At 46.4% G+C, this 21,056-nt stretch carries 16 protein-coding genes and 1 pseudogene; 7 read left to right on the forward strand and 10 right to left on the reverse strand.

The window, feature by feature from the left end; genetic code table 11:
* Positions 1-101: 101 nt before the first annotated feature.
* Complete coding sequence (locus ACSW3C_RS10060; protein ID WP_486562400.1) at positions 102-680, reverse strand: hypothetical protein; 579 nt, start codon at positions 678-680, stop codon at positions 102-104.
* A 144-nt stretch (positions 681-824) separates the two neighbouring features.
* Positions 825-2,990 (reverse strand): DNA topoisomerase III, encoded by a 2,166-nt coding sequence (locus ACSW3C_RS10065; protein WP_486562401.1) that lies wholly within the window; start codon positions 2,988-2,990, stop codon positions 825-827.
* Between the two features lie 205 nt (positions 2,991-3,195).
* On the opposite strand from ACSW3C_RS10065, the gene ACSW3C_RS10070 reads away from it, so the two are divergent.
* Positions 3,196-3,708 (forward strand): GNAT family N-acetyltransferase, encoded by a 513-nt coding sequence (locus ACSW3C_RS10070; protein WP_486562402.1) that lies wholly within the window; start codon positions 3,196-3,198, stop codon positions 3,706-3,708.
* Positions 3,709-3,777: 69 nt separating this feature from the next.
* Here the strand turns inward: ACSW3C_RS10070 and ACSW3C_RS10075 are convergent, their stop codons facing one another.
* A complete protein-coding gene (locus ACSW3C_RS10075) occupies positions 3,778-4,623 on the reverse strand; it encodes a MerR family transcriptional regulator (protein WP_486562403.1) in 846 nt (281 codons plus the stop codon).
* A gap of 84 nt (positions 4,624-4,707) precedes the next feature.
* Here ACSW3C_RS10075 and ACSW3C_RS10080 point away from each other — a divergent pair, with 84 nt between their 5' ends.
* Together ACSW3C_RS10080 and ACSW3C_RS10085 are read left to right on the forward strand one after the other, a co-directional pair.
* Positions 4,708-5,160: a GNAT family N-acetyltransferase gene (locus ACSW3C_RS10080; protein ID WP_486562404.1), complete on the forward strand. Its 453-nt coding sequence runs from the start codon at positions 4,708-4,710 to the stop codon at positions 5,158-5,160.
* Positions 5,157-6,515 carry an MATE family efflux transporter gene (locus ACSW3C_RS10085; RefSeq protein ID WP_486562406.1) on the forward strand — a complete coding sequence of 453 codons (1,359 nt, stop codon included), beginning with the start codon at positions 5,157-5,159 and terminating at the stop codon, positions 6,513-6,515. The genes ACSW3C_RS10080 and ACSW3C_RS10085 overlap by 4 nt, the downstream gene beginning before the upstream one ends.
* Before the next feature lie 28 nt (positions 6,516-6,543).
* On the opposite strand, the gene ACSW3C_RS10090 is transcribed toward ACSW3C_RS10085, so the two are convergent.
* The 4 genes from ACSW3C_RS10090 to ACSW3C_RS10105 all read right to left on the reverse strand — a co-directional run bounded on the left by ACSW3C_RS10090 (position 6,544) and on the right by ACSW3C_RS10105 (position 12,212).
* Complete coding sequence (locus ACSW3C_RS10090; RefSeq protein ID WP_486562407.1) at positions 6,544-7,830, reverse strand: diguanylate cyclase domain-containing protein; 1,287 nt, start codon at positions 7,828-7,830, stop codon at positions 6,544-6,546.
* Between the two features lie 15 nt (positions 7,831-7,845).
* A complete protein-coding gene (locus ACSW3C_RS10095; RefSeq protein ID WP_486562409.1) occupies positions 7,846-9,414 on the reverse strand; it encodes a putative bifunctional diguanylate cyclase/phosphodiesterase in 1,569 nt (522 codons plus the stop codon).
* 213 nt (positions 9,415-9,627) lie between these two features.
* Positions 9,628-10,191 (reverse strand): NADPH-dependent FMN reductase, encoded by a 564-nt coding sequence (locus ACSW3C_RS10100; RefSeq protein ID WP_486562410.1) that lies wholly within the window; start codon positions 10,189-10,191, stop codon positions 9,628-9,630.
* Positions 10,192-10,280: 89 nt separating this feature from the next.
* A complete protein-coding gene (locus ACSW3C_RS10105) occupies positions 10,281-12,212 on the reverse strand; it encodes a cation:proton antiporter (RefSeq protein ID WP_486562412.1) in 1,932 nt (643 codons plus the stop codon).
* A 274-nt stretch (positions 12,213-12,486) separates the two neighbouring features.
* On the opposite strand from ACSW3C_RS10105, the gene ACSW3C_RS10110 reads away from it, so the two are divergent.
* The 3 genes and pseudogenes from ACSW3C_RS10110 to ACSW3C_RS10120 all read left to right on the forward strand — a co-directional run.
* Positions 12,487-13,533, forward strand: a complete 1,047-nt coding sequence (locus ACSW3C_RS10110; RefSeq protein WP_486562413.1) for a PseG/SpsG family protein — start codon at positions 12,487-12,489, stop codon at positions 13,531-13,533.
* A 24-nt stretch (positions 13,534-13,557) separates the two neighbouring features.
* Positions 13,558-13,746: an SE1832 family protein gene (locus tag ACSW3C_RS10115; protein WP_486562414.1), complete on the forward strand. Its 189-nt coding sequence runs from the start codon at positions 13,558-13,560 to the stop codon at positions 13,744-13,746.
* A 265-nt stretch (positions 13,747-14,011) separates the two neighbouring features.
* Positions 14,012-15,024 (forward strand): annotated as a pseudogene (locus ACSW3C_RS10120) (IS1182 family transposase); the annotation flags it as partial.
* A gap of 113 nt (positions 15,025-15,137) precedes the next feature.
* Here ACSW3C_RS10120 and ACSW3C_RS10125 read toward each other — a convergent pair.
* The 3 genes from ACSW3C_RS10125 to ACSW3C_RS10135 form a co-directional block, all read right to left on the reverse strand.
* Positions 15,138-16,589, reverse strand: coding sequence for a phospholipase D family protein (locus tag ACSW3C_RS10125; protein ID WP_486562415.1), 1,452 nt, complete (start codon positions 16,587-16,589; stop codon positions 15,138-15,140).
* 137 nt (positions 16,590-16,726) lie between these two features.
* Positions 16,727-17,272: an RNA polymerase sigma factor gene (locus ACSW3C_RS10130; protein ID WP_486562416.1), complete on the reverse strand. Its 546-nt coding sequence runs from the start codon at positions 17,270-17,272 to the stop codon at positions 16,727-16,729.
* A 299-nt stretch (positions 17,273-17,571) separates the two neighbouring features.
* On the reverse strand, positions 17,572-18,825 hold the full coding sequence (locus tag ACSW3C_RS10135) for a hemolysin family protein (protein ID WP_238079536.1): 1,254 nt from the start codon (positions 18,823-18,825) through the stop codon (positions 17,572-17,574).
* Between the two features lie 162 nt (positions 18,826-18,987).
* Between ACSW3C_RS10135 and ACSW3C_RS10140 the strand changes: the two genes are divergently transcribed.
* Positions 18,988-20,388: a dipeptidase gene (locus ACSW3C_RS10140; RefSeq protein ID WP_486562417.1), complete on the forward strand. Its 1,401-nt coding sequence runs from the start codon at positions 18,988-18,990 to the stop codon at positions 20,386-20,388.
* The last annotated feature ends 668 nt before the right edge of the window (positions 20,389-21,056 follow it).

The raw sequence follows: 21,056 nt of genomic DNA on the forward strand, positions 1-21,056 counted from the left end.
TGCCCATATCTCACCAAGGCGACTAGGTTCAAAGCCCTGCTCGTTCTTATATATAACTATGATGAAAAAAGGCTGCCCTGCTAGTAGGACAGCCTTTCCATTTATGCACTTACGTAGTATTGCGGTCCTTCCAGTCCGTAGCCTCTCGATTTCGCTTCGACCTGGATGGTGTAGGCGGAGATGGCTTTAGCGAATTGTCTGTCCGCCGTGATTTTGAATGGACGGTGGTCGACAGAAGGTTGGGTCATGATTGCCGCGTCGCGTTCCTGCTTGGTTAGTTCCGTCAATTCCGCTTTGGCTTTCTTTTGCATCGCGAGCCGGGCTTCGGTTTCCCGAATTTTTGCGGATGCAGTGGCAGCGAGCTGGTGATCGGCGGTTGTTGGTTCAGAGACCGAGTTTGCTTCCCGCCGGACTTCTCTCCACAGATCGATGGTTTCTTCTAGTGACTTGCCGAGTGGCGGTGTGATTTGTTTCATCTGTCCGGCACCCAGTTTTACAAACTGCTGTGCTTCCGCCTCTTTTTTTCCGAGCAGCAACGCTTCCAAATCGGCAAGCGTTTTTTGATGTTTGCCGTTGTATTCGGCTTGTCTGTCATAAGCATGTTCAGCGTTTCGTCTGCGTGCCGCGTCGTACCGCTGCATCTGGTCCGCTGCTGACGCAAATGTCATAATGGCGTTCATGTTCCTTCACCTCCTGCCGGCCTCTTGCCAGGCCGCCCCTTTTAAACGCTCTGTTAAAGTGAGAGGAAATCTCCCTCTCACTTCGTAATAAAGAAATTATATCCATTATTTACTTAGCGAACTATCAGACAAAAGAGCTAAAATTTACTTTTCAAATAGTTTCTTTAGCGCATCTGCCATTGCTGTGTTTTCTGGTTCTTCCTGCTTTTTCAAATACTTTTGGACATCCCGCTTGTCGGCTTTCTTGCCGCCTGACTGGTTGCGTCGTTTTTCAAAGGTGGACAGCTTCTCCCGGTGTCCGCATTTGCAGACGAAAATCCGTCCGTCTCCCTCTCCGCGCAGCTCCAATTTCTTTTTACAATTCGGGCACCGTGCATTCGTCAATGTGGAGACATTTCGGCGATGGCCGCATTCCCGATCTTGACAGACGAGCATCTTGCCGCGCTTGCCGTTCACTTCCAGTAACGGTTTGCCGCAGTCCGGGCACATTTTCCCCGTTACGTTATCATGGCGGAATTTCTTATCATCCGTTTTGATTTCCTTGACGGTCTTCTTCGAGAAGTCGATCATATCCTTCATGAATACGTCTTTTTTCATCTTCCCGGCAGCGATCTTTGTCAAACTCTGTTCCCATTCGGCTGTTAACGCCGGTGATTTTAAATCATCCGGAACGAGCTCGAGCAGCTGTCTTCCTTTCGATGTCGTATAAATGTCGTTGCCTTTTTTCTCGATGACGAACGAACTGAATAGCTTCTCGATAATGTCGGCCCGTGTTGCAACGGTTCCAAGGCCACCTGTTTCACCAAGCGTTTTAATCAAATCCTTAGATTCCCCTGCCATGAATTGCTCTGGGTTCTCCATAGCAGCAAGCAATGTCCCTTCGTTGAAACGTGCAGGCGGTTTTGTCTGTCCGTCTGTCATAACGACCGCTCTGACCTTTATTTCATCACCTTTTTTATATGCCGGAAGCCGGTCTGTATCCTCTTCTTCTTCGTCTGTGGAATAAACGGCCTTCCATCCTTCGTCGGTCACTGTCCGGCCTTTTGCTTTAAACATTTCTCCGCCAATTTCGACTTCCACTGTCATTTGGTCATAGCGGAACGATCCGAAGAATACGGCCAAAAACCGTTTGACGATCAAGTCATACAAACGCTGTTCCTTGTCGGACAAGTCTTGATAAACCGGCGTTTCCTCTGTCGGGATAATCGCATGGTGATCAGAGACCTTTTTGTCGTCGATGACGCCTTTTTGCGGCTTCACCTGGCCGTTGCGCAGTAAAGCATTGACTGATTTCCGGTATGGCCCGATATCGACCGCCTTGATCCGCTCTTTCAATGTGCCCGCCATATCGGATGTTAAATGTTTGGAGTCCGTCCGCGGGTACGTTACCGCTTTGTGGCGCTCATAAAGATTTTGGAGTGTCGATAAGGTTTCTTTTGCGGACCAAGACCAGCGGCGATGCGCTTCTTTTTGCAATTCGGTTAAGTCGAACAAGGAAGGAGCCGGTTGCTGCTTCGGCGTTGTTTTTACATCCTTCACTTTTCCAGAATGAATGCTGTCCAGACGTGCAAGCACTTTTTCCACAGCTTCCTTTTGGAAGGATTGCGTCTGCCCTGCTCGGTCGTGCCATGTGAAACGGGTCGACTCTGTTAATGCCTGTAAGCCGTAATAAGATTTCGGTTTAAAGTCCCTAATCTGTTTTTCCCGTTCTGCGATCATTGCTAGGGTTGGTGTCTGAACACGTCCCGTGGATAATTGTGCGTTATATTTCACGGTCAGCGCGCGCGTCGCATTGATTCCCACGACCCAGTCGGCTTCCGCACGAGCAACAGCTGCTTCATATAGGTTTTCGTATTGTTTGCCGTCTTTCAAGTTCCGGAAGCCATCTTTAATCGCCTTGTCCGTAACCGAGGAAATCCAAAGACGCTTCACAGGCTTGCGGTTTTTGGCCATCTCCAAAATCCAACGTGCCACCAGCTCCCCTTCCCGGCCGGCATCCGTTGCGATGATGACTTCTTTTACATCATTTCGTTTTAATACCGCCTTCACAGCATTAAATTGTTTTGATGTTTGACGGATCGGCGTTAATTTGAAAGGCTCCGGAATGATTGGAAGAAGCTCCAGCTTCCACTCCTTATATTCATTGCCATACCCTTCAGGATCCGCATGCGTTACGAGATGGCCGAGTGCCCATGTGACAATATATTGAGGCCCCTCTAAGAAGCCGTTCCCTTTTTTATTGCAGCCAAGCACCCGCGCGATATCCCGCGCCACGGATGGCTTTTCGGCTAATACGACTGATTTGGACATAAAAAAATCCCCTTTCTACATACCCCGATTATACGGGAGAATGCCGGATGTTGCATCCGAGGGGGAATGCAAGTATGGAAACATGCTTCCTGTGTAAAAATGAAAAAGATCGATTTAGGAAAACGGCTATGCAGAAATTGATCGAATTTCGTAGTAATCTGTAGAGTACAGCTTATCCTTAAGGAGATGCGAAGGAGTGAATAGAATGTGTGATGAAAGAGAATTTGATCAACTATACGCACTGATGGAAGAATCTTTTCCGGATAGCGAGCGGAGAACATATGAGGGACAGAAAGCATTGTTAACTGATCCGCATTACCGGCTTGTGACGAAATCGGATCCTCATAACCGAATCATCGCATTTATCGCCTCATGGGAATTTACAGCATTCCGCTTTGTAGAGCATATCGCAGTCGATCCGGTCATGCGCGGAAGTGGTACAGGGGGCAAACTAATGACCAGTTATTTGGAAGAGTCCTCAAAACCCGTGATCTTGGAGGTAGAGCTTCCAGATACGGAACTTGCCCAACGTAGAATAGGCTTTTACGAACGGTTAGGATTTCATCTCAATCCATTTGAGTATGTGCAGCCGCCACTGCAGAAAGGGCAAGCAGACCTGCCCTTGTTACTGATGAGCTATCCCCGTCTTATTACTGAGGAAGAGTTTAGCCAGATCAGAGACATTCTTTATGCCACTGTATACAAGGTTGCACTGTAACCCCCCGCGGAATAATAATGCATGGGCTGGAACAAGCAGACTTAAAAAAGGAACAGATTTGGGAGATTATCAACCAATCTGTCCTTTTTCATTTGTCGTAACCTCCACCATAATCTTTGTCACATACTCTTCCTCCCGGTTTTTCAGTACCGCATCATAAATATATTCCTCGTACACGTACTTTCCAAGATGGTATCCATTTTGCTGCATATAGCTCAATAATCGTTCATAGGTGGACGATATGGTGTCAGCAGTCCCGACATGATAGCCGACTAGAAAGCTGCCACCGACCGCTTTAAAATAGGGATGGCCCTCCCTCGGATTCGGCTGCTCCATATACAAGTAACTGTAATTTGAATAGTCCCCTTTCAGAACATGCTTCCTTTTTGTCATTCCGCCAATGGGGTAACCCGAATCTAACTGGGCACGATACAATTCTTCAATAAAGTCCGAGACGGCTGCAACAAATTGTTCCTCCGTAGAATTCTCTATCGTAGGACTTAAATACAATGTGCATTCTGGCATGTATTCTAACGAGATTTTATCGAAATCAATATCCAAAGCCTCTTCAATTAGTTTTGATTTCACATGAATCATATTTTCAATCATTTCGAGTTCCCGACGCTTCTTCGATACGACCTCTTTTTGCAAACGCATTAAGTCCGAAAAATTCTCAGGTGATTTATTTGCCATGTATTCTTGAATCTCTTTTAATGTCATCCCGACTTCTTTTAACAGTTCAATGACACTAAAAAACTCATATTGGGCAATTGAATAATATCGATAGCCCTTATCATCTTTCATAATCGGAGCTAATAAACCGATTTGATCATAGTAGATTAACGTTTGCTTATTAACCTTGCAAAGGTCAGCGAATTCCCCAGTTGTAAACAGTTTTTCTTTTCGAATACTCAAATTTCAATGCCTCCTCTTGACTATATAGTTACTATATACCCTACATTGTAAGTATCCCCAATGAAAGAGAAAGGTTTTGACATTATGTTCACGGAAATTCGTGACGATTTTAACAAAGAAGAAATTTTAGGCTTGCGTATTGCAGACGAGCAGGAGGGCTTTATTGAGAGTACGCTGGAATGCTTGCAAGAAGCAGAACATGACCGCCGGTTTATTCCCGTCGGCCTGTACATGGAGGATACAGCTGTCGGTTTCGCTATGTACGGCATGTTCCCACACGAAGAAAATGAGCAGCGTGTTTGGCTGGACCGCTTTTTGATTGATGAACGCTATCAGCACCAAGGGTTAGGAAAACACTTTTTAGAGCTGCTTTTACGCTATTTGACGGATCGGTACCATTGCCGCCAAGTATTCCTAAGTGTCTATGAAACGAATACGGCCGCTATTCATTTATATAAGAAATTTGGTTTCACTTTTAATGGTGAGGTTGATGAAAATGGCGAGAAGGTAATGGTGAAGGAGATAAACAAAACATGACAACGATGAATCACATTGAAAACCGGCCGCTCCGGCCATTGTTTTTATCCTATCTGATTCCCTCTTTAATCGGAATGATGCTTATGTCGGTCAATATTCTGATTGACGGTATTTTTGTCAGCCACGGCGTTGGTCCAACTGCGCTTGCGGGTGTAAATATAGCTGTTCCCATTTTCTCGATCCTACTCTCCATATCTCTTTGGATTGGTATGGGGGGTGCTACCCTCTTTTCGATCTCACTCGGCGAGGGACAAACAAGGCGTGCCCTGAAAATCTTCACATTATCGTTCGTCTTAATGCTCATCGTCGTTTTTTCTTTAGTGAGTGTGCTGCTTGTGAACTTAAAGGACATTGCCTATTTATTTGGAGCGAGTGATCTAACGTATCCGTATGTTCATGAATACTTGCGTGTCATTTTATTATTCGGTGTATTTTACACGACCGAAAACCTGTTAAGCATCTTTATTCGAAATGACGGGAATCCCAAGCTTGCGATGATGGGCTTGATTACAACTTCTGTTCTCAATATCCTATTGAACTACCTTTTCGTTTTTGTATTTGATTATGGGGTAACGGGCGTGGCTTTTGCTACTGCACTGTCGACTGTGGCAGGACTGATGGTGTTGTCCCTTCATTTCTTTTGGAAACAGGCCAACCTAAAGTTTGTTCCTGGATTTCTAAACTGGCACGATACGAAGAAAATCGCTTCCATCGGTCTGCCTAGCTTTGTCGTTGAAGCCTCTATGGCTGTCATCATCATCTTAAATAATGTAACCTTTTTACATTACATGGGTGCCGATGGCGTGACAGCCTATGCGATGGTCAATTATGTCCACGCTGTCCTTCTGATGGTGTTCTATGGTATCGGAATGGCCTTGCAGCCACTCGTCAGCTACCACTATGGTGCTGGTTTGATGAGCAGAGTAAAAGCCCTATTAAAAATCGGCATTATGACTTCTGTACTTTTCGGTGCCGTTACTACGATCTCGATTATACTTTTTCCGAGCCAAATCATTTCATTGTTCGGGGACAGTCCGGTTGAAATTCAGCAAATTGCCACACATGGATTTGCCTATTTTGCGATCGGCTATCTATTCCTCGGCATCAATCTCGTCTATGCTGAGTTTTTCCAATCCATCGAGCGAATTCGTTTAGCAACCGGTATTGTGCTAATGCGCAGCATTATCCTTTTCGTTCCGGTCCTCATTCTTTTGCCGAAGTTCCTCGGGGGACAGGCTATTTGGTGGGTATTTCCGTTAGTAGAAGGCATAACAGCCTTGCTTACGTATCTAATCAGCAAAATGGACAATGTATTTCACAAGAAAGCAGCATGTAAAACAGGCGATTGCTCATGATTCAGCAATCGCCTGTTCATTTCATTGCTCACCCTTTGCAGCAATCCCTACCGGATTCCTTCGCTTCATACAAAGCCACGTCTGCCTGTTTAATCAATTCATCGTCTGTCATATCGCCCTCCGCCACGGCGAGCCCAATACTTGTGGTGACTAAAAGACATCGGTCGGTGAATACCCATGGCATTGCGATGGCTTGCCGTATCGATTCAGCGACTGCATAGGCATCCTCGCGTGAACCGACTGCCGGCAGAAGCACGGCAAATTCATCGCCGCCAAACCGTGCCACCGTGTCCATCCGGCGGACCGCACCTTTCAGCCGTTTGCTGAATTCAGCAATGACCTGATCCCCAATATCATGGCCATTTTGATCATTAATCCATTTGAACCGGTCGATATCGAGCAGCAAGAGTGCCAGTCCCTCTCGCCGGTACTGTTCCCTCTGCAATGCGTCAGCTAGATGTTCATAGAAGGCGCGGCGGTTCCAAAGATCAGACAGCATGTCATGGTAAGCGAAATACCGCAATTGTTCCTCGGAACGCTTATCCACCGAAATATCACGCGCAATCGCCACAATCCGGTTGATACGATGCTGTTCATTGAACACGGGAGAACCATAAATCTCAAACCAGATCCACTCATTCCACTTATTGCGCATCCGGTATTTCACTTTAAAATGCTTTTGCTGCCTGAGCGAATCGGTGAACGCATCGACCAGGCCGGACAGATCCTGTGGGTGAATAAAATAAGGAAACGGCCTTGCCACAATTTCTTCTTTACTGAACCCGAGCGAATCGCTGCAGGATGGAGAAATATATTGGACTTTGCCGTAGATGTCGAGGATGGCAATCAAATCCTGCGAATGATTCGCGATGATCCGGAACTGGTCTTCCGTTTCATGCAACTTTTCCTGGGATTTGGCCAGGTCACGTTCCGCTTTTTTCATCGCGGTCATATCATGTGCGTGGATGACAATATGAGTGACCTGTCCTTCCTCATTCAACATGGGCACGAGACGAACAGAGGAATAGTACATCTCCCCATTCTCCATTTCGTAGGAATCTTCATAATGGAACTCGCGCTTCGTGTGGATTACGTGCAGATGATTCAAACGGAAAAACTCGAATTTCTCTGGTGATTCTACTTCCCTCAGCGGCCTGCCGATCGCTTCTTCAGTCAGCCATGTCCTCTCCATCGCGGCACGGTTTATGTATTCATAGTACAACTCTTCATTTTCCCGCACCCCAATGACCATGACCATTTCCTTTATGCCTTCAAACAAGATCCTATTCAACAATTGGTTGTCCGTCTCTGTCAACGGAACCTCCCCCCTTTACTGTGTCAAATACTCCCCTTGCAGCCAGGCTTCCATCTGACTCACTGTCAACGGCGGGTTGTAAAAGTAGCCTTGTCCGTAATCGCAACCGAATTCCTGCAGCGCCTGAGCTTGTGTTTCCTCTTCAATTCCTTCTGCGACGAGGGTCAATCCTAAATTCCGCCCCATATCAATGATTGTTTTTACAATGGATTTTGTATGAGGATGCTGTAACATATCCTGGGTGAAGGATTGATCGATTTTCAACCGGTCAATCGGCAGATAACCCAAGATGCTCAATGAAGAATACCCGGTTCCAAAGTCATCCATAGAAATATTAATCCCGATCTTTTTCAATTCATTTAATATCGTAATCGACTCATCATTTTGCATGAGTGATTCTGTTATTTCAATATCCAAATGATCTGGCGACAAGCCCGTCCGCTTCAAGACATCTCCAATGAACTCGACAAATCCCGGCTCATTGATTTGGCGAATCGAGACATTCACCGCCACACTCAATTGTGGATGTCCTGCCAGCTGCCAAGCTTTCACTTGCCTGCATGCCGCTTCGAGCACCCATTTACCAATCGGAATAATGGCTCCCGTTTTTTCAGCAATAGAAATGAACTCATTGGGCGGGACATATCCGAGGTCGGGATGATGCCAGCGTATTAACGCTTCCACCGCTTCCATCCGTTTAGTCGACAGCTTGACAATTGGCTGGTAATAAAGCTCCAACCGGCCTGATTCCACTGCTGTCCGCAAACCATTTTCAATTTTCATCTTCCGTACATCGCCGACAGCTGTCTGCGCGGAATAAAAGGTGTACGTATGACCGCCCTTTTCCTTGGACTCATACATCGCCTTGTCCGCATTTTTCAGCAACGTCTCCGCGTCTATTCCGTCTTTCGGGAACAGGCTCACACCGATACTCGCTGTTGTGAAAATTTCTTCCCCATTAATAATGAACGGTTCGCTGAATATGGAAAGAAGATCTACTGATACCCCTTCCGCTTCATACTGATTCGTATGATTCATCAGTACGACAAATTCATCCCCTCCGTGCCGGAACACTTCATACGTTTCAGGCAAATGCTCGCGAAGGCGCTTCGCCACTTGCCGGATAAAGATATCGCCATATAAATGGCCCATCGTGTCATTGATGACTTTAAAGCGGTCCAAGTCCAGGAATAAGACAGCGTTCACTCGATCTCCATTTGTACCTTGGTCCAATTTGCGAAAGAGCTGTCTCCGGTTCGGCAGCATAGTCAAATCATCATGATTCGCATTATAACTAAGCTCATCATTCATTCTTCTCAATTGGTCACTCACCTGCGAGTTAACGACCAATTGATACTCCAGGCGGCGCGCATATACGTCCATCCGATTAATCAAATAGAGAAAGATCGGAGTGGCAAAGATGAGAAACACAGTAGTATCCACAACTTCATACCAAATTGTATTGTCAAAGTTCCATTTAAAAATCTGACTTAGCATCTCTTCCAGCATATTTGGCACGATGATGACTGCCAAAATGAAAATCCATAGCCTGCCATCCAAAAAGCCCTTAGTTTTTATTCCCATCCCCGTTGCTCCATTTCTATTATTATACAACGCTACTTTATCCAAACAAAGGAATTATAAACGGATTCTTTCAATATACAGTTAATATAATACTATATAAAATAGATAAAATCAGTATATTTTTCCTAAATAAAAAATGAAAAAATGAGGACTAAGGAATCAATTGTATTCCAAAAAAAATCCCGCTATCCTAAATGGAGTAGCGGGATATTCTTAGTCTAGATCTAAAGCGTCTTTCGATAGATGCCGGCTCATTTCTGCGTATTGGATAAATACACGGGCAAGCTCTTGCAAACGTTCTTGCACGTCTACATCGATAATATTGTTTTCATTATCAAAATGGCTCGTATGGGTATACACATAATTCGGTGTCACCAAGCAGCGGAAGTAATCCAAAATAGGCTTCAGCTGATTCTCAACGACAAGATGATGCTGGAATGTACCGCCGTTTGCCACAATGGATACCGGTTTATACCGCATTGCATGCGGATGAAGCATGTCAAATGCATTTTTCAGGACACCTGGAATCGAACCTTGGAAGATTGGCGTTGCAATAATATAGGCATCCGCCTCTTCAAATTTCCGAACCAGTTTTTTCATATCATCATTATATTGATCGAACGGACGACCATCGACAAATTGGTGGTCATAATCCGCAAACCTTATCAGTTCAAGCTCATAGCCGCATCCCGTATCGTCGATATACGATCGTACGGTTTCAAGCACCGCTCCTGTTTTGCTGCCGATAATGGTCCCGTCCACAAACAAAACTTTCACTAGGCATATCCCCCTTAGCTGTTCTCCATTACCCATCGTACCAAAGAATAGGGGAGGTTTCCCGAAATTGAGCTTACTGACCCCCCGCTCTACTCTTTTTGAGAAGAACGCGGAGCTTCTCCCGGTATTTGCGGCTTTTCTTTCCCTATATCTTCTTTAAACAGTTCTTCAATTTCATTGTCCGCAATCGGACGCTCTCCATTTTCCTCCAACAGCCTCTCCTTGATCCGTGCAATATTCTTAGCCGGCGAAGTGAGTGCCAGAACAGAATCCCCGGCAGCCGCCTGAAGTTCCCTTTTTGCAGTGAAGAATTCCACCTTTCCGTCCGAACGCAAAATATACAGGAGTATGGATGTATCATCCCGTTCTCGCAAATATTGCGTATAGCTGTATTGCTTTGTAATTAATGTCTTTCGGATAAGATGCCCCTCATTCACTCGTTCGTCCAGCTCATAAATCGAAACAGGCGGACTGAATAGTGTCTGGCCCCCTGAAATACTAAGGCTTGATGATTCATTCCCGGCATGGAAGGCCGTTTGAAAAAGATGCTGCCGTCCCAGATCCGGGGCGAAATCGGCGCAAACATGGGCATTGTACGTATCGCTTTCCGTCATTGCAACCATGTAACGGAATGGTGTCAAATCAATATGGTACTCGATCTGTTCGGTTAGAATATCCCCTACGTAGCTAGGAATGGAGCGTTTTCTCGCTTCCGCCAGAGCCTCCCAGGACTGATCAAGGATCAGCACTTCATGGCCGTTATCTTGAATGGATTTAGCAAATGCAGAGGCAAACTTCGAACCTCCGACAAGTAGCACGCCGGATTCATCCGTTGTCGTCAAGTTCAGCTTTCTTGCCAGCCAGCCGATTGAAAAACCATGCAACACAACGGTGCTCAGAACAAGAGCAAACGTCAAGGCAGTCAACATCTCTGCGTCCTTATAGCCATTGTCCACTAGTATGGAGGCAAAGTAGCCAGACACCGTAAGGGCGACAATTCCTCGGGGAGCGATCCATCCGACGAGCGTTCTTTCTTTCCACGACAATTCGGTACCAATCGTTGAAACCCAAATGGATAGCGGCCGAACGACAAACAGCATCGCCGCCACATACAACAGGATATGAGGATTCAAAATATCGACTAAAATCCGGGAATCGAGAGAAGCAGTCAACATGACAAAAATTCCGGAAATCAATAAAACTGAAATGTTTTCTTTAAAATGCCGGACGTCGTTCAATGTTGTCATACGCAGATTCGCCATTGTCATCCCCATTGCCGTAACAGCGAGAAGACCTGTTTCATGCATGATTTCATCAGAGAAGACAAAGGTGAATAGCACGACGACGAAGAGGATCGGCGCTTTTAGAAATTCGGGAATGCTCCCCCGCTCGAACGCCCGCCCCATCAATCGGGCAGCTGCCCAACCGAGCAACACGGCAAAAGCGGAAGCGATAAAGAAGAGCAATAGCGATTTCAAAGACACTTCCGACTGCAGGAATTTAATAAATTCAAAGGCGAAGACGGCTACGAGGGCACCAAACGGGTCAACTACAATCCCTTCCCACTTGAGAACGGCCGCCACCCTCGGCTTCAGCCGCGCTTGCCTGAGCAGAGGCAGTATCACCGTCGGACCTGTGACAATGAACAGCCCCCCGATAATAAATGCGACTTCCCATGACAGGCCCGCCAAATAATGGGCGGCTAGCGATCCGGCAATCCAGGCGATGAAAGCCCCTATGGTCACGATACGGCCCACTGGCCTGCTAAACCCACGGATTTCCCGGATATCTAAGTTCAAACTGCCTTCAAACAGAATAATAGCAACCGCAAATGTGATGATCGGACTGAACAGTTCCCCCATCGTCTCTTGAGGATCAATCCAGCCAAAAATCGGGCCTACCAGCAATCCAGCGACCGACATGACGACAATCGCAGGCATCCGGTATCGCCATGCAATCCATTGCGAAAGCATTCCAATCAATATGACAAGCAGCAAATCGAATAGTAAGGAATCAAACAAAGAAATCCCCCTCTCCTTCGAGAATAAAAACCAGTTTACCATACAACGGAACATCCATCAGGAATGAAAGGTCTTCTCGCTGCCACTGTTAGTTACACTACCTGCACTTCTTGAACCGTATCTTCAATTTGTAATTGGAAATCCTCCGTTCCACTGGACAATTCAGCGAAATCATTCCCATCCGTTCCATTCAGGTTTAGGAATCTGGACATAACTGCTTTTTTCAAATCATAGGGTGAAAGGGAGAGTAATGGATTCATAGGTCATAGAAAGGGTGATTCCAATAGAAACACGCGAAAAGAAAACCATTGCCATTCATGTAGCCCGAACAGATGCTAAAGGGACCTATCCCGCACGCAGAGCGGCCATCCTGGCTAAAATCCTGTCAGAAGAAGCGAACGTCATATTCCTGACGGGTCCCACATCCCCAGCTGCACCTGAAGGCTTCCAGGAAATCACAATCGGTCGAAATACGACACTTGCTGATACCGTCGCAGTCATCAAACCAGCTTTGCTTTTACGCGACAGCGGTTCCACCATTCAGGAGGAAGTAGACAAAATTAGAGAATCCGTTTCTTCCCTCATTCATTTTGACGATTTTGGGGACGGCGGCCGATTGGCGGATCTTGTCTTGCAAACATTGTATGAAGAAGAAAGCGAAAATGTAATGGAGCATTACGTCATGGAACGCAATTTGTACATGGCGGATGACCCCTTTACCTCGTATCGGAAGATTGGCCTGCAGAAAGACCGGCCTGCTCCATTGCCGCATCTTGTTATTTCTTTCGGAGAAGAAGATCCAGGCAATCTGAGCTACCGGGCTTTGCGCCATGTCCTTCAGCTGCAGATCCCGCTCAAAGTGTCTGTTCTGGTCGGAGAATTATACCCCCATGACGTCAGCACGCTGCGGATGATGGCGCTTGGACGGCGGAACACGAATATTGTACAGCCCCCCTATGACACAGCTGAACTTTATTCAACTGCGGATGTCATTCTCTGCGGCTCCGGCTATATGCCATATGAAGTGGCTGTCATGGGCATTCCGTGCATCGTCTTGGCGCAAAATGAATTCGAGCTCGGACTCGGTTTCCCGAAAGAGCACCACGGCTTCATCCACCTGGGCCTTGGACGAAAAGTGAAACAATCCAATCTGCTGAATGCCATCATGGAACCGCTCCTTCACGAACCACTCCGCAAACGCGCAATCCGCAGGCAAACGAATCTCAATTTAGGAAACGGGAAAGATACCGTCCTGGAAGCGATCCGCTACTTGCTGGAATATCCGAAACGCGGAAAAGCGATGTCCGATATGCTACACTAAAGAAAAAGATTGGGAGTGTGCCGAATGGACAAACGACAACTCGAAGCAGCCATCGCCGAACTAAAAATGGACTACATCAGCCTTCAAGGTGATATCGAAAAACTGGAATCAACCGGCCACGCCGACTCCGTGCACAAAGCAGAACAACGCCTCGCTACGATGGAAACCCGCTTAGCGGAATTGAACAAGCAATTGGAGAGTATTTCGCAATAAAGAAAACCGTCACAGGACGGTTTTCTCAGACTGTAGACAAACTCGAGAAATTACGGAGTTTGCCTACAGTCTTTTTTCTTTTACAATGGAATTGATAATAGAAAATGTTGATTTCCGCTACGACTGGACGCTTTCCGCGGGCACGGCTTCAGCCGCTTCCTTCGCTGCGCTCTGTCCAGGGTCTTCAGCTCGTGCTGTTCCCGCAGGAGTCGCCAGCCTCCGCTCCAATCAACAGTGTCTCCATAATAATGAAGAGGTGATGGATATGATGACGAAGAATCAGATGAATCAACGCGAACAGTTAGAAATACTGACCATTGAACAGTTGGTGCCTCATGATCATCTGGTCCGTAAACTGGATGCGGCCATTGATTTCTCGTTCATCTATCCATTGGTGAAAGACCTGTACTCGACAGTGGGAAGACCTAGTATCGACCCCGTTGTGCTGATCAAGATGACATTCATTCAATATACTTTCGGCATCCGATCCATGCGCCAGACGATCAAGGAAATTGAAACGAACATGGCCTACCGCTGGTTTCTCGGCTTTGGCTTCCATACAGAGGTGCCCCATTTCTCTACATTCGGAAAAAACTATATCCGTCGTTTTGCAGATACGGATTTATTTGAACAGATCTTTTATCGGGTACTGAAGGAAGTGGCAGATTGTGGGCTTCTCAGCCCGGAACACGTCTTCATCGATTCCACTCATGTAAAAGCGAGCGCAAACAAGAGGAAATTCGAAAAGAAAGTCGTTCGTAAAGAAACCCGTGCTTATGAGAAGAAGCTCCAGATGGAGCTCAACATGGACAGGGAGGAGAATGGGAAGAAACCTTTCCCTCCGGAAAAGTTTGAAAAGGAAGAGTACAAGGAAATAAAAGAGTCCACAACAGACCCGGAGAGCGGCTACTATGTAAAGGATGAACGGACCAAGCATCCTATTCTTTTCACGCAGCCACGGATGAAAAAGGATTCGTACTTGCCAACATGGTGACCCCAGGTAATGTTCACGACAGTCATCTACTTGAGCCACTGGTCCGGAAAATCATGGACGAGGGGATGCGCCCAGTGGCTGTTGCCGCCGATGCAGCCTACAAGACACCCGCGATTGCGAACTTCCTGCTTGAGAATCAGATACTGCCTGTGCTTCCTTACAAGCGGCCGATGACCAAAGATGGTTTTTTCCGAAAAAACGAGTATGTCTATGACGAACACTATGACTGCTATCTCTGTCCGGACGGACAGGTCCTACCATACCGGACGACCAAAAAAGAGGGTTAAACACTAAATAAGCACGAAAAGGGTTGGAAATCAAATTGATTTCCAACCCTTTTGTCTACAGTCTGAGAAAACCGTCACAGGACGGTTTTCTTTTTTTAATGGGAGAACTCTTAGTACGTCGTCAGCTTCAACAGTTCCTGCAATCGATAAATGCCCCGCTGAAAGAACGTGAATTCGTTTTGATATTCTTCAAAATCGAGAGTATACAGGGCATCTTCATTGCTCCACAGCCGGTCGAAATACGCATTTAACTCACGGACAAGCGGACTGTCATTAGGCGCGATGACCCGCAAATTCCCTTCCAGGTTATAATTATTCAGTGTTCGGTCCGTCAAATTGGCAGAACCGTTCGTAATATACGTTTCCTGCTTTGTTTCCACAACGACTAACTTAGTATGATATTGGCCGATCACTGTGTTGTACCAGCGGACTTGGATTTTCTCATCCGTTTCATCCATCATCTTCTGCATCACAGGCCGGTTGGGCAATCCAGATTTTTCATTGCCGAATGAGTTTTCGTTCGGGTCCAATATCATCTGCACTTCCACCCCACGATCGACCGCATCCTCAATGGCTTCGACAACTTCCGGCATAGCAACGAAGAACATTCCCATCCGTATTCGGTCTCCTTTTTTCGCGCGGCCGATATCTTGAAGCAATGTATCCAGTATCTTTCTTTCCGTTACGTACTGTACTGCATATTGGCCCTCCTTTGATTCGCGGACCTCCGCCCTCGGCAATGAACCGCCATTTGTATACCGAACGACAGCTTCTTCCGATTCGAGGATGTCATTGATAACCGCGCCGCTCACTTTTAAGGCGACATTGCCATGAAAACCACTTGCATCGTGCGGATTCCCCGACGTCACAAGAGCCGCTTTATCCGTCACCATGGTCTTTCGATGATTCGCTTTGACGTTCAATAATTTCATATAGGAAGCAAGCGTCATCTTCGGTGCCTCGCTTGCCATGGCGTTCGGGATCCATCCCTTTTTCTCCACATGTATCCAGCGGAAAATTGTCCTATAGAGCCCAGAGTAAATTGGCGTGGAGTCCCGCAATTGATCCAAATCAGAATAGACAACTTCAACGCCCGCATCTTCAAGTTTCGTAAACCATTTAGAATCGTAGGAACCGTATCCCGTGTTGAGAGGATCCGTAATGAACACAATATCCATATTAGGATTCTCCTGCTTTTTTTGAATCAATTTCGCCGTCAAGGTTTCCGCAATTTTAGGAAACTCCACTTTTTCATCCGAATAATGATCCATCAGAAAGAAATCCAAAACAATAAAGGACTCAGCCTCATCAATCATGTTGTAAACCTCATCAAAGATGGACAGCTCATGCACCATGCCATCGCCCTTCTTGTTTTGGGCATACGTCAGATCGGTGAACATCTCTACATCATCTGTACGGTGCAGATCCCCTTCATACGGAATCCCCTTCGGCAGCGGCTTATATGTATGCCAGGCAATCACCGCCACATATAACATGACAAACAGTAATATCATGACGAACAAGGGCCGTTTCCCCTTGCTCCGTTTCTTCCAACTTTTCATCTGATCATCCCCGTCCCAACTAACGAACTATTACTATCAAGTTCCCATTAGCAGGCGCTTGCAAACTAGCATCATCTTCCGAGGACGATAAAAAAACGAGTGCAGACCATTTAGCCAGGTCTGCACTCGTTTTTTTCTTATGCCAAGACGTACTCACGTGCCGCGGAGTCGTCCATCATTAATTCCTTCAAGTATTTCTTCGCCCGGAACAGACGGGATTTCACCGTACCGATCGACACCTTCATCATTTCTGCAATCTCAATTAACGAATACTGATGCACATAGAAATACTCGATTGTTTTTCGGTAAATGACATCCAGCTCACCGATTTTCGATTGTACGATCTTCTGAATATCGGATTGCTCTACCACTTCCACAGGAGTCATGTTGTCGCTTGGAACCAAATCCAAGATCGGAACGTCCAATGTATCAGGCTGGTTCATTACATGTTTACTGCGACGCACATCTTTCCGGTAACGATCCCGGAATGTGTTCATGCAAATCGTCGTAAGCCATGCTTTCATGCGGTCGACACTGTCCATCTTGCCGCTGTAACGAACGACTTTCAGCCAGACATCCTGCATCAAGTCTTCCGCTTCTTCTTTATTGCGTGTCAGTTTCAAGCATAAGTGATATATGTATTTTCCATATTGATCGTGTAATTCAGCTAAGTCGATTTTCATTGATAACGCCCTCCGTGTTGTATCTCTTGGAACCATTATCAAATATTTTCGTCTTACAAACTATCGCTTTCCCTTTCAACACACTTACAAATGTGTAAGGCGGCGTGACAGAACTGTGACAGCCTTTACAAACCGGCATTCTTGCACAATAGAGTAGGGAAACCTTTCTCAAAACTCCCCCTCATCAAACCGCACCTGCCCGATTACCCGAGTAACATCTTCCCTCCTTTAGCAGTTCATCTTGGACAGTTTTATTTCAGACGACGCGACTGCCCGAAGCACAAAAAAAGCCCGGACACTCACTCGTCCGGACTCATATCATGCTCTTCCTGTCGTTTCGTTATTTTCATCTTCACGATACGGCTTCGATCCATTTCCTCAATTTCAAAAAATAGATTCTCATATGTAAATCTCTCGCCAGGCTCAGGTACATGTCCAAGCTCCTGCATAACGAAGCCGCCAATGGTTTCATGATCTGTCGGCAAACCGACGTGAAGCAGCTCCATAACCTCGACAATTTCAAGCCGGCCATGACAGATCAGCTGGTGATGGTCTGATTCATAGACAAGTACTTCCTCGTCAATGTCGGTTTCGTCTTCAATATCCTGCCCGATCATTTCCTCAATAATATCTTCATGCGTCACAATACCGAGCGTGCCGCCGTACTCATCCAGCACGATAGCTAAATGTTTCTTCTTCGCTAACATCAGTTTAAATACTTTCTCAACACTCGCCGTTTGCACGACAAACAACGGATTGTGGTCGATGAGTTCAGAAAGCTTCTTCTCTGGATGCATGGACCATTCAATGAGCGATTTGGAATAAAAGACCCCAATCACCTTATCAATGCTTTCCTCATAAACAGGATATCTTGTATAGAAGTATTCTAAAATTGTATCCCGCACTTCTTCATAAGTAGATTCAATCGGCAGCCCGATCACATCCGTACGATGTGTCTCAAGGACATCCGAAACATCTTTATCCGGAAAATCAAGAATACCTTTTAAACGCAGTGATTCGTCTTGCTCAAACGTCCCTTCCGTCGATGCGATATCCACCATTGAACGAAGCTCTTCCTTTGTCAATGTCGCCTCTGTAACGGCGCCTTTGGAAATGATGCGGATAAAGATGTTCGTAAACAAAGCAAGCAATGCTGTTAAAGGAGTCAGAAGTTTAACAAGCACAGAAATCGTAGGTGCGACAGCATACGCAATCCGATCCGCGAATGTAGCGGAGATCGTCTTAGGAAGCACTTCCCCAAACACAATGAGGACGACTGTCAAGATCCCGGTCATTAGACCGACATTCAGCCCTTTATCGATCGCGATCATCGTTACGATGGTCGGCATCATAATATTAGCCACATTGTTGCCAATAAGGATGGCCGTGATCATCCGGTCTGGTTTCGATATCAGTTTTTGTAATTTGATTGATTTTTTTTCGCCTTGCTCCGCCCGCAGCTGGACTTTCATCCGGTTCACTGCGGTCAGTGCCGTTTCACTCCCTGACAGGAAAAACGACAAGAATAAAAAGAATCCTAGTGCAATAAACAAAAGCGGTTCCTCCCGAACTTGTTTTCCATGCATCCGTTCTTGTGTTGAATGATACATATCATACCATAATATCCTCGTTTTCGCTTGCTTGCCTGACTCGCATTTTTCTATTTTCTGTTATACTATTTTTAGATCCGAAATACTTAGAAACGAGGGATACCTTTGACTCATTTAGAATCGCTTGATACGTTTTTCACTGAAAAGCGGAACGACCATTTGGACCAATTGAAGGATTTTCTGCGCATCCCAAGCATCAGCGCGTTGTCCGACCACAAGGCGGACATGCAAAAAGCGGCTGAATGGCTGAAGGATTCATTCGAACAAGCGGGCTTGGAAAACGTCTCCATCGATCCGACGGACGGCCACCCTGTCGTCTATGGCGACTGGCTGCACGCCGAAGGGAAGCCGACATTATTAATTTATGGCCATTACGATGTCCAGCCGGTAGACCCACTGCATTTATGGGAGAGCGGTCCATTCGAACCGGAAGTCCGGGACAATAAGCTGTATGCCCGCGGCGCAAGCGATGACAAAGGACAAGTATTCATGCACGTGAAAGCGGTAGAAGCTTTGATGCATGAAAACGGCGGCCAACTGCCCGTCAATGTAAAGTTCATCATTGAAGGGGAAGAGGAAGTCGGCAGCCCGAACTTGGAGAAATATATTGAAGAGAATAAAGAAAAGCTGGCGGCAGACATCATTGTCATCTCCGATACAGGCATGTACGGACCTGGCAAACCGGCCATCTGCTATGGATTACGCGGACTGGCAGGCGTACAGATCGATGTGCGCGGTGCAAAAAGCGACCTGCATTCAGGCATTTATGGAGGCGGCGTACAAAATCCGATCCATGCCATCTCCGAGATACTTGCATCCTTCCATGATCAAGAAGGCACCATTGCAGTCGAAGGATTTTACGAAGATGTTCGCCCGTTAGCTGAAGAAGAACGGGAAGCGTATGCGGCACTGAATTTTGATGAAGCAGCTTTGAAAGAGGAAATCGGCGTGCCTGAATTATTTGGTGAAAAAGGCTACTCCTACTTGGAGCGCACTTGGACTCGCCCGACCCTAGAAGTGAACGGCGTCTTCGGCGGTTTCTCCGGCGAAGGAATCAAAACCGTATTGCCATCCGAAGCAGGCGCAAAAATCACATGCCGTCTCGTACCGGATCAAGACCCGGAAGATATCGTCGCAAAACTGAAAGCACATATCGAAAAGCATAAACCGGCAGGAGTCACGGTAGAAGTGAGCGAATTTGACAAAGGCAAACCATTCATCACGCCATTTGACCACCCAGCCATCCAAGCAGCAGGCCGCTCGTACGAAAAAGTGTACAACGTGCCGACTGCCTACACACGCATGGGCGGCTCGATCCCAATCGTCGCCGCATTCGATGAAATCCTCGGATTGCCAGTCGTCCTCATGGGATTCGGCCTTTCGAGCGAAAACTTCCATGCACCAAACGAACACTTCCATCTGGAAAACTTCGACAAAGGCCTTCGCGTCCTCGGCGACTATTACTACGAACTCGCTGAACTGCCTGTCGATGAATTAAAGAAATAATGAATACCGGGTTTGGCTCTCGTGCCGAATCCGGTTTTTATGTGCCAGCTAGTCATGTTGGAGCGCTTGTGATGCAGTGAAGTTTGAGAGTGTAAATTGTCTGTTGGATTTGGCGGGGTGGAACAGTTATTTGGCGCGGGGGCGAGATGAACGCCAATATCTCCAGCTGAACGCCATTAAATCAAGACGAACGCCAATAACTCCCGCTGAACGCCATTAAATCGAAACGAACGCCAGTAACTCCGACTGAACGCCATTAAATCAAGACGAATGCCATAACTTCAGCTGAACGCCATTAAGTCGAAATGAACGCCAATAACTCCAGCTGAACGCCATTAAGTCGAAATGAACGCCAATAACTCCCGTTGAACGCCATTAAGTCGAAACGAACGCCAGTAACTCCAGCGGAACGCCATTAAATCAAGACGAACGCCAATAACTCCAGCTGAACGCCATTAAGTCGAAACGAACGCCAATAACTCCCGCTGAACGCCATTAAATCGAGACGAACGCCAATAACTCCAACTGAACGCCATTAAATCGAAACGAACGCCAATAACTTCGGCTGAACGCCATTAAATCGAAATGAACGCCAATAACTCAAGCATAACCTTTCTGCACAACCGAGCGTACTCGTTTCCCCATTCATCCCCCTACTCTTTTACAAA

The organism is Sporosarcina sp. AD_1 (assembly GCF_057373025.1).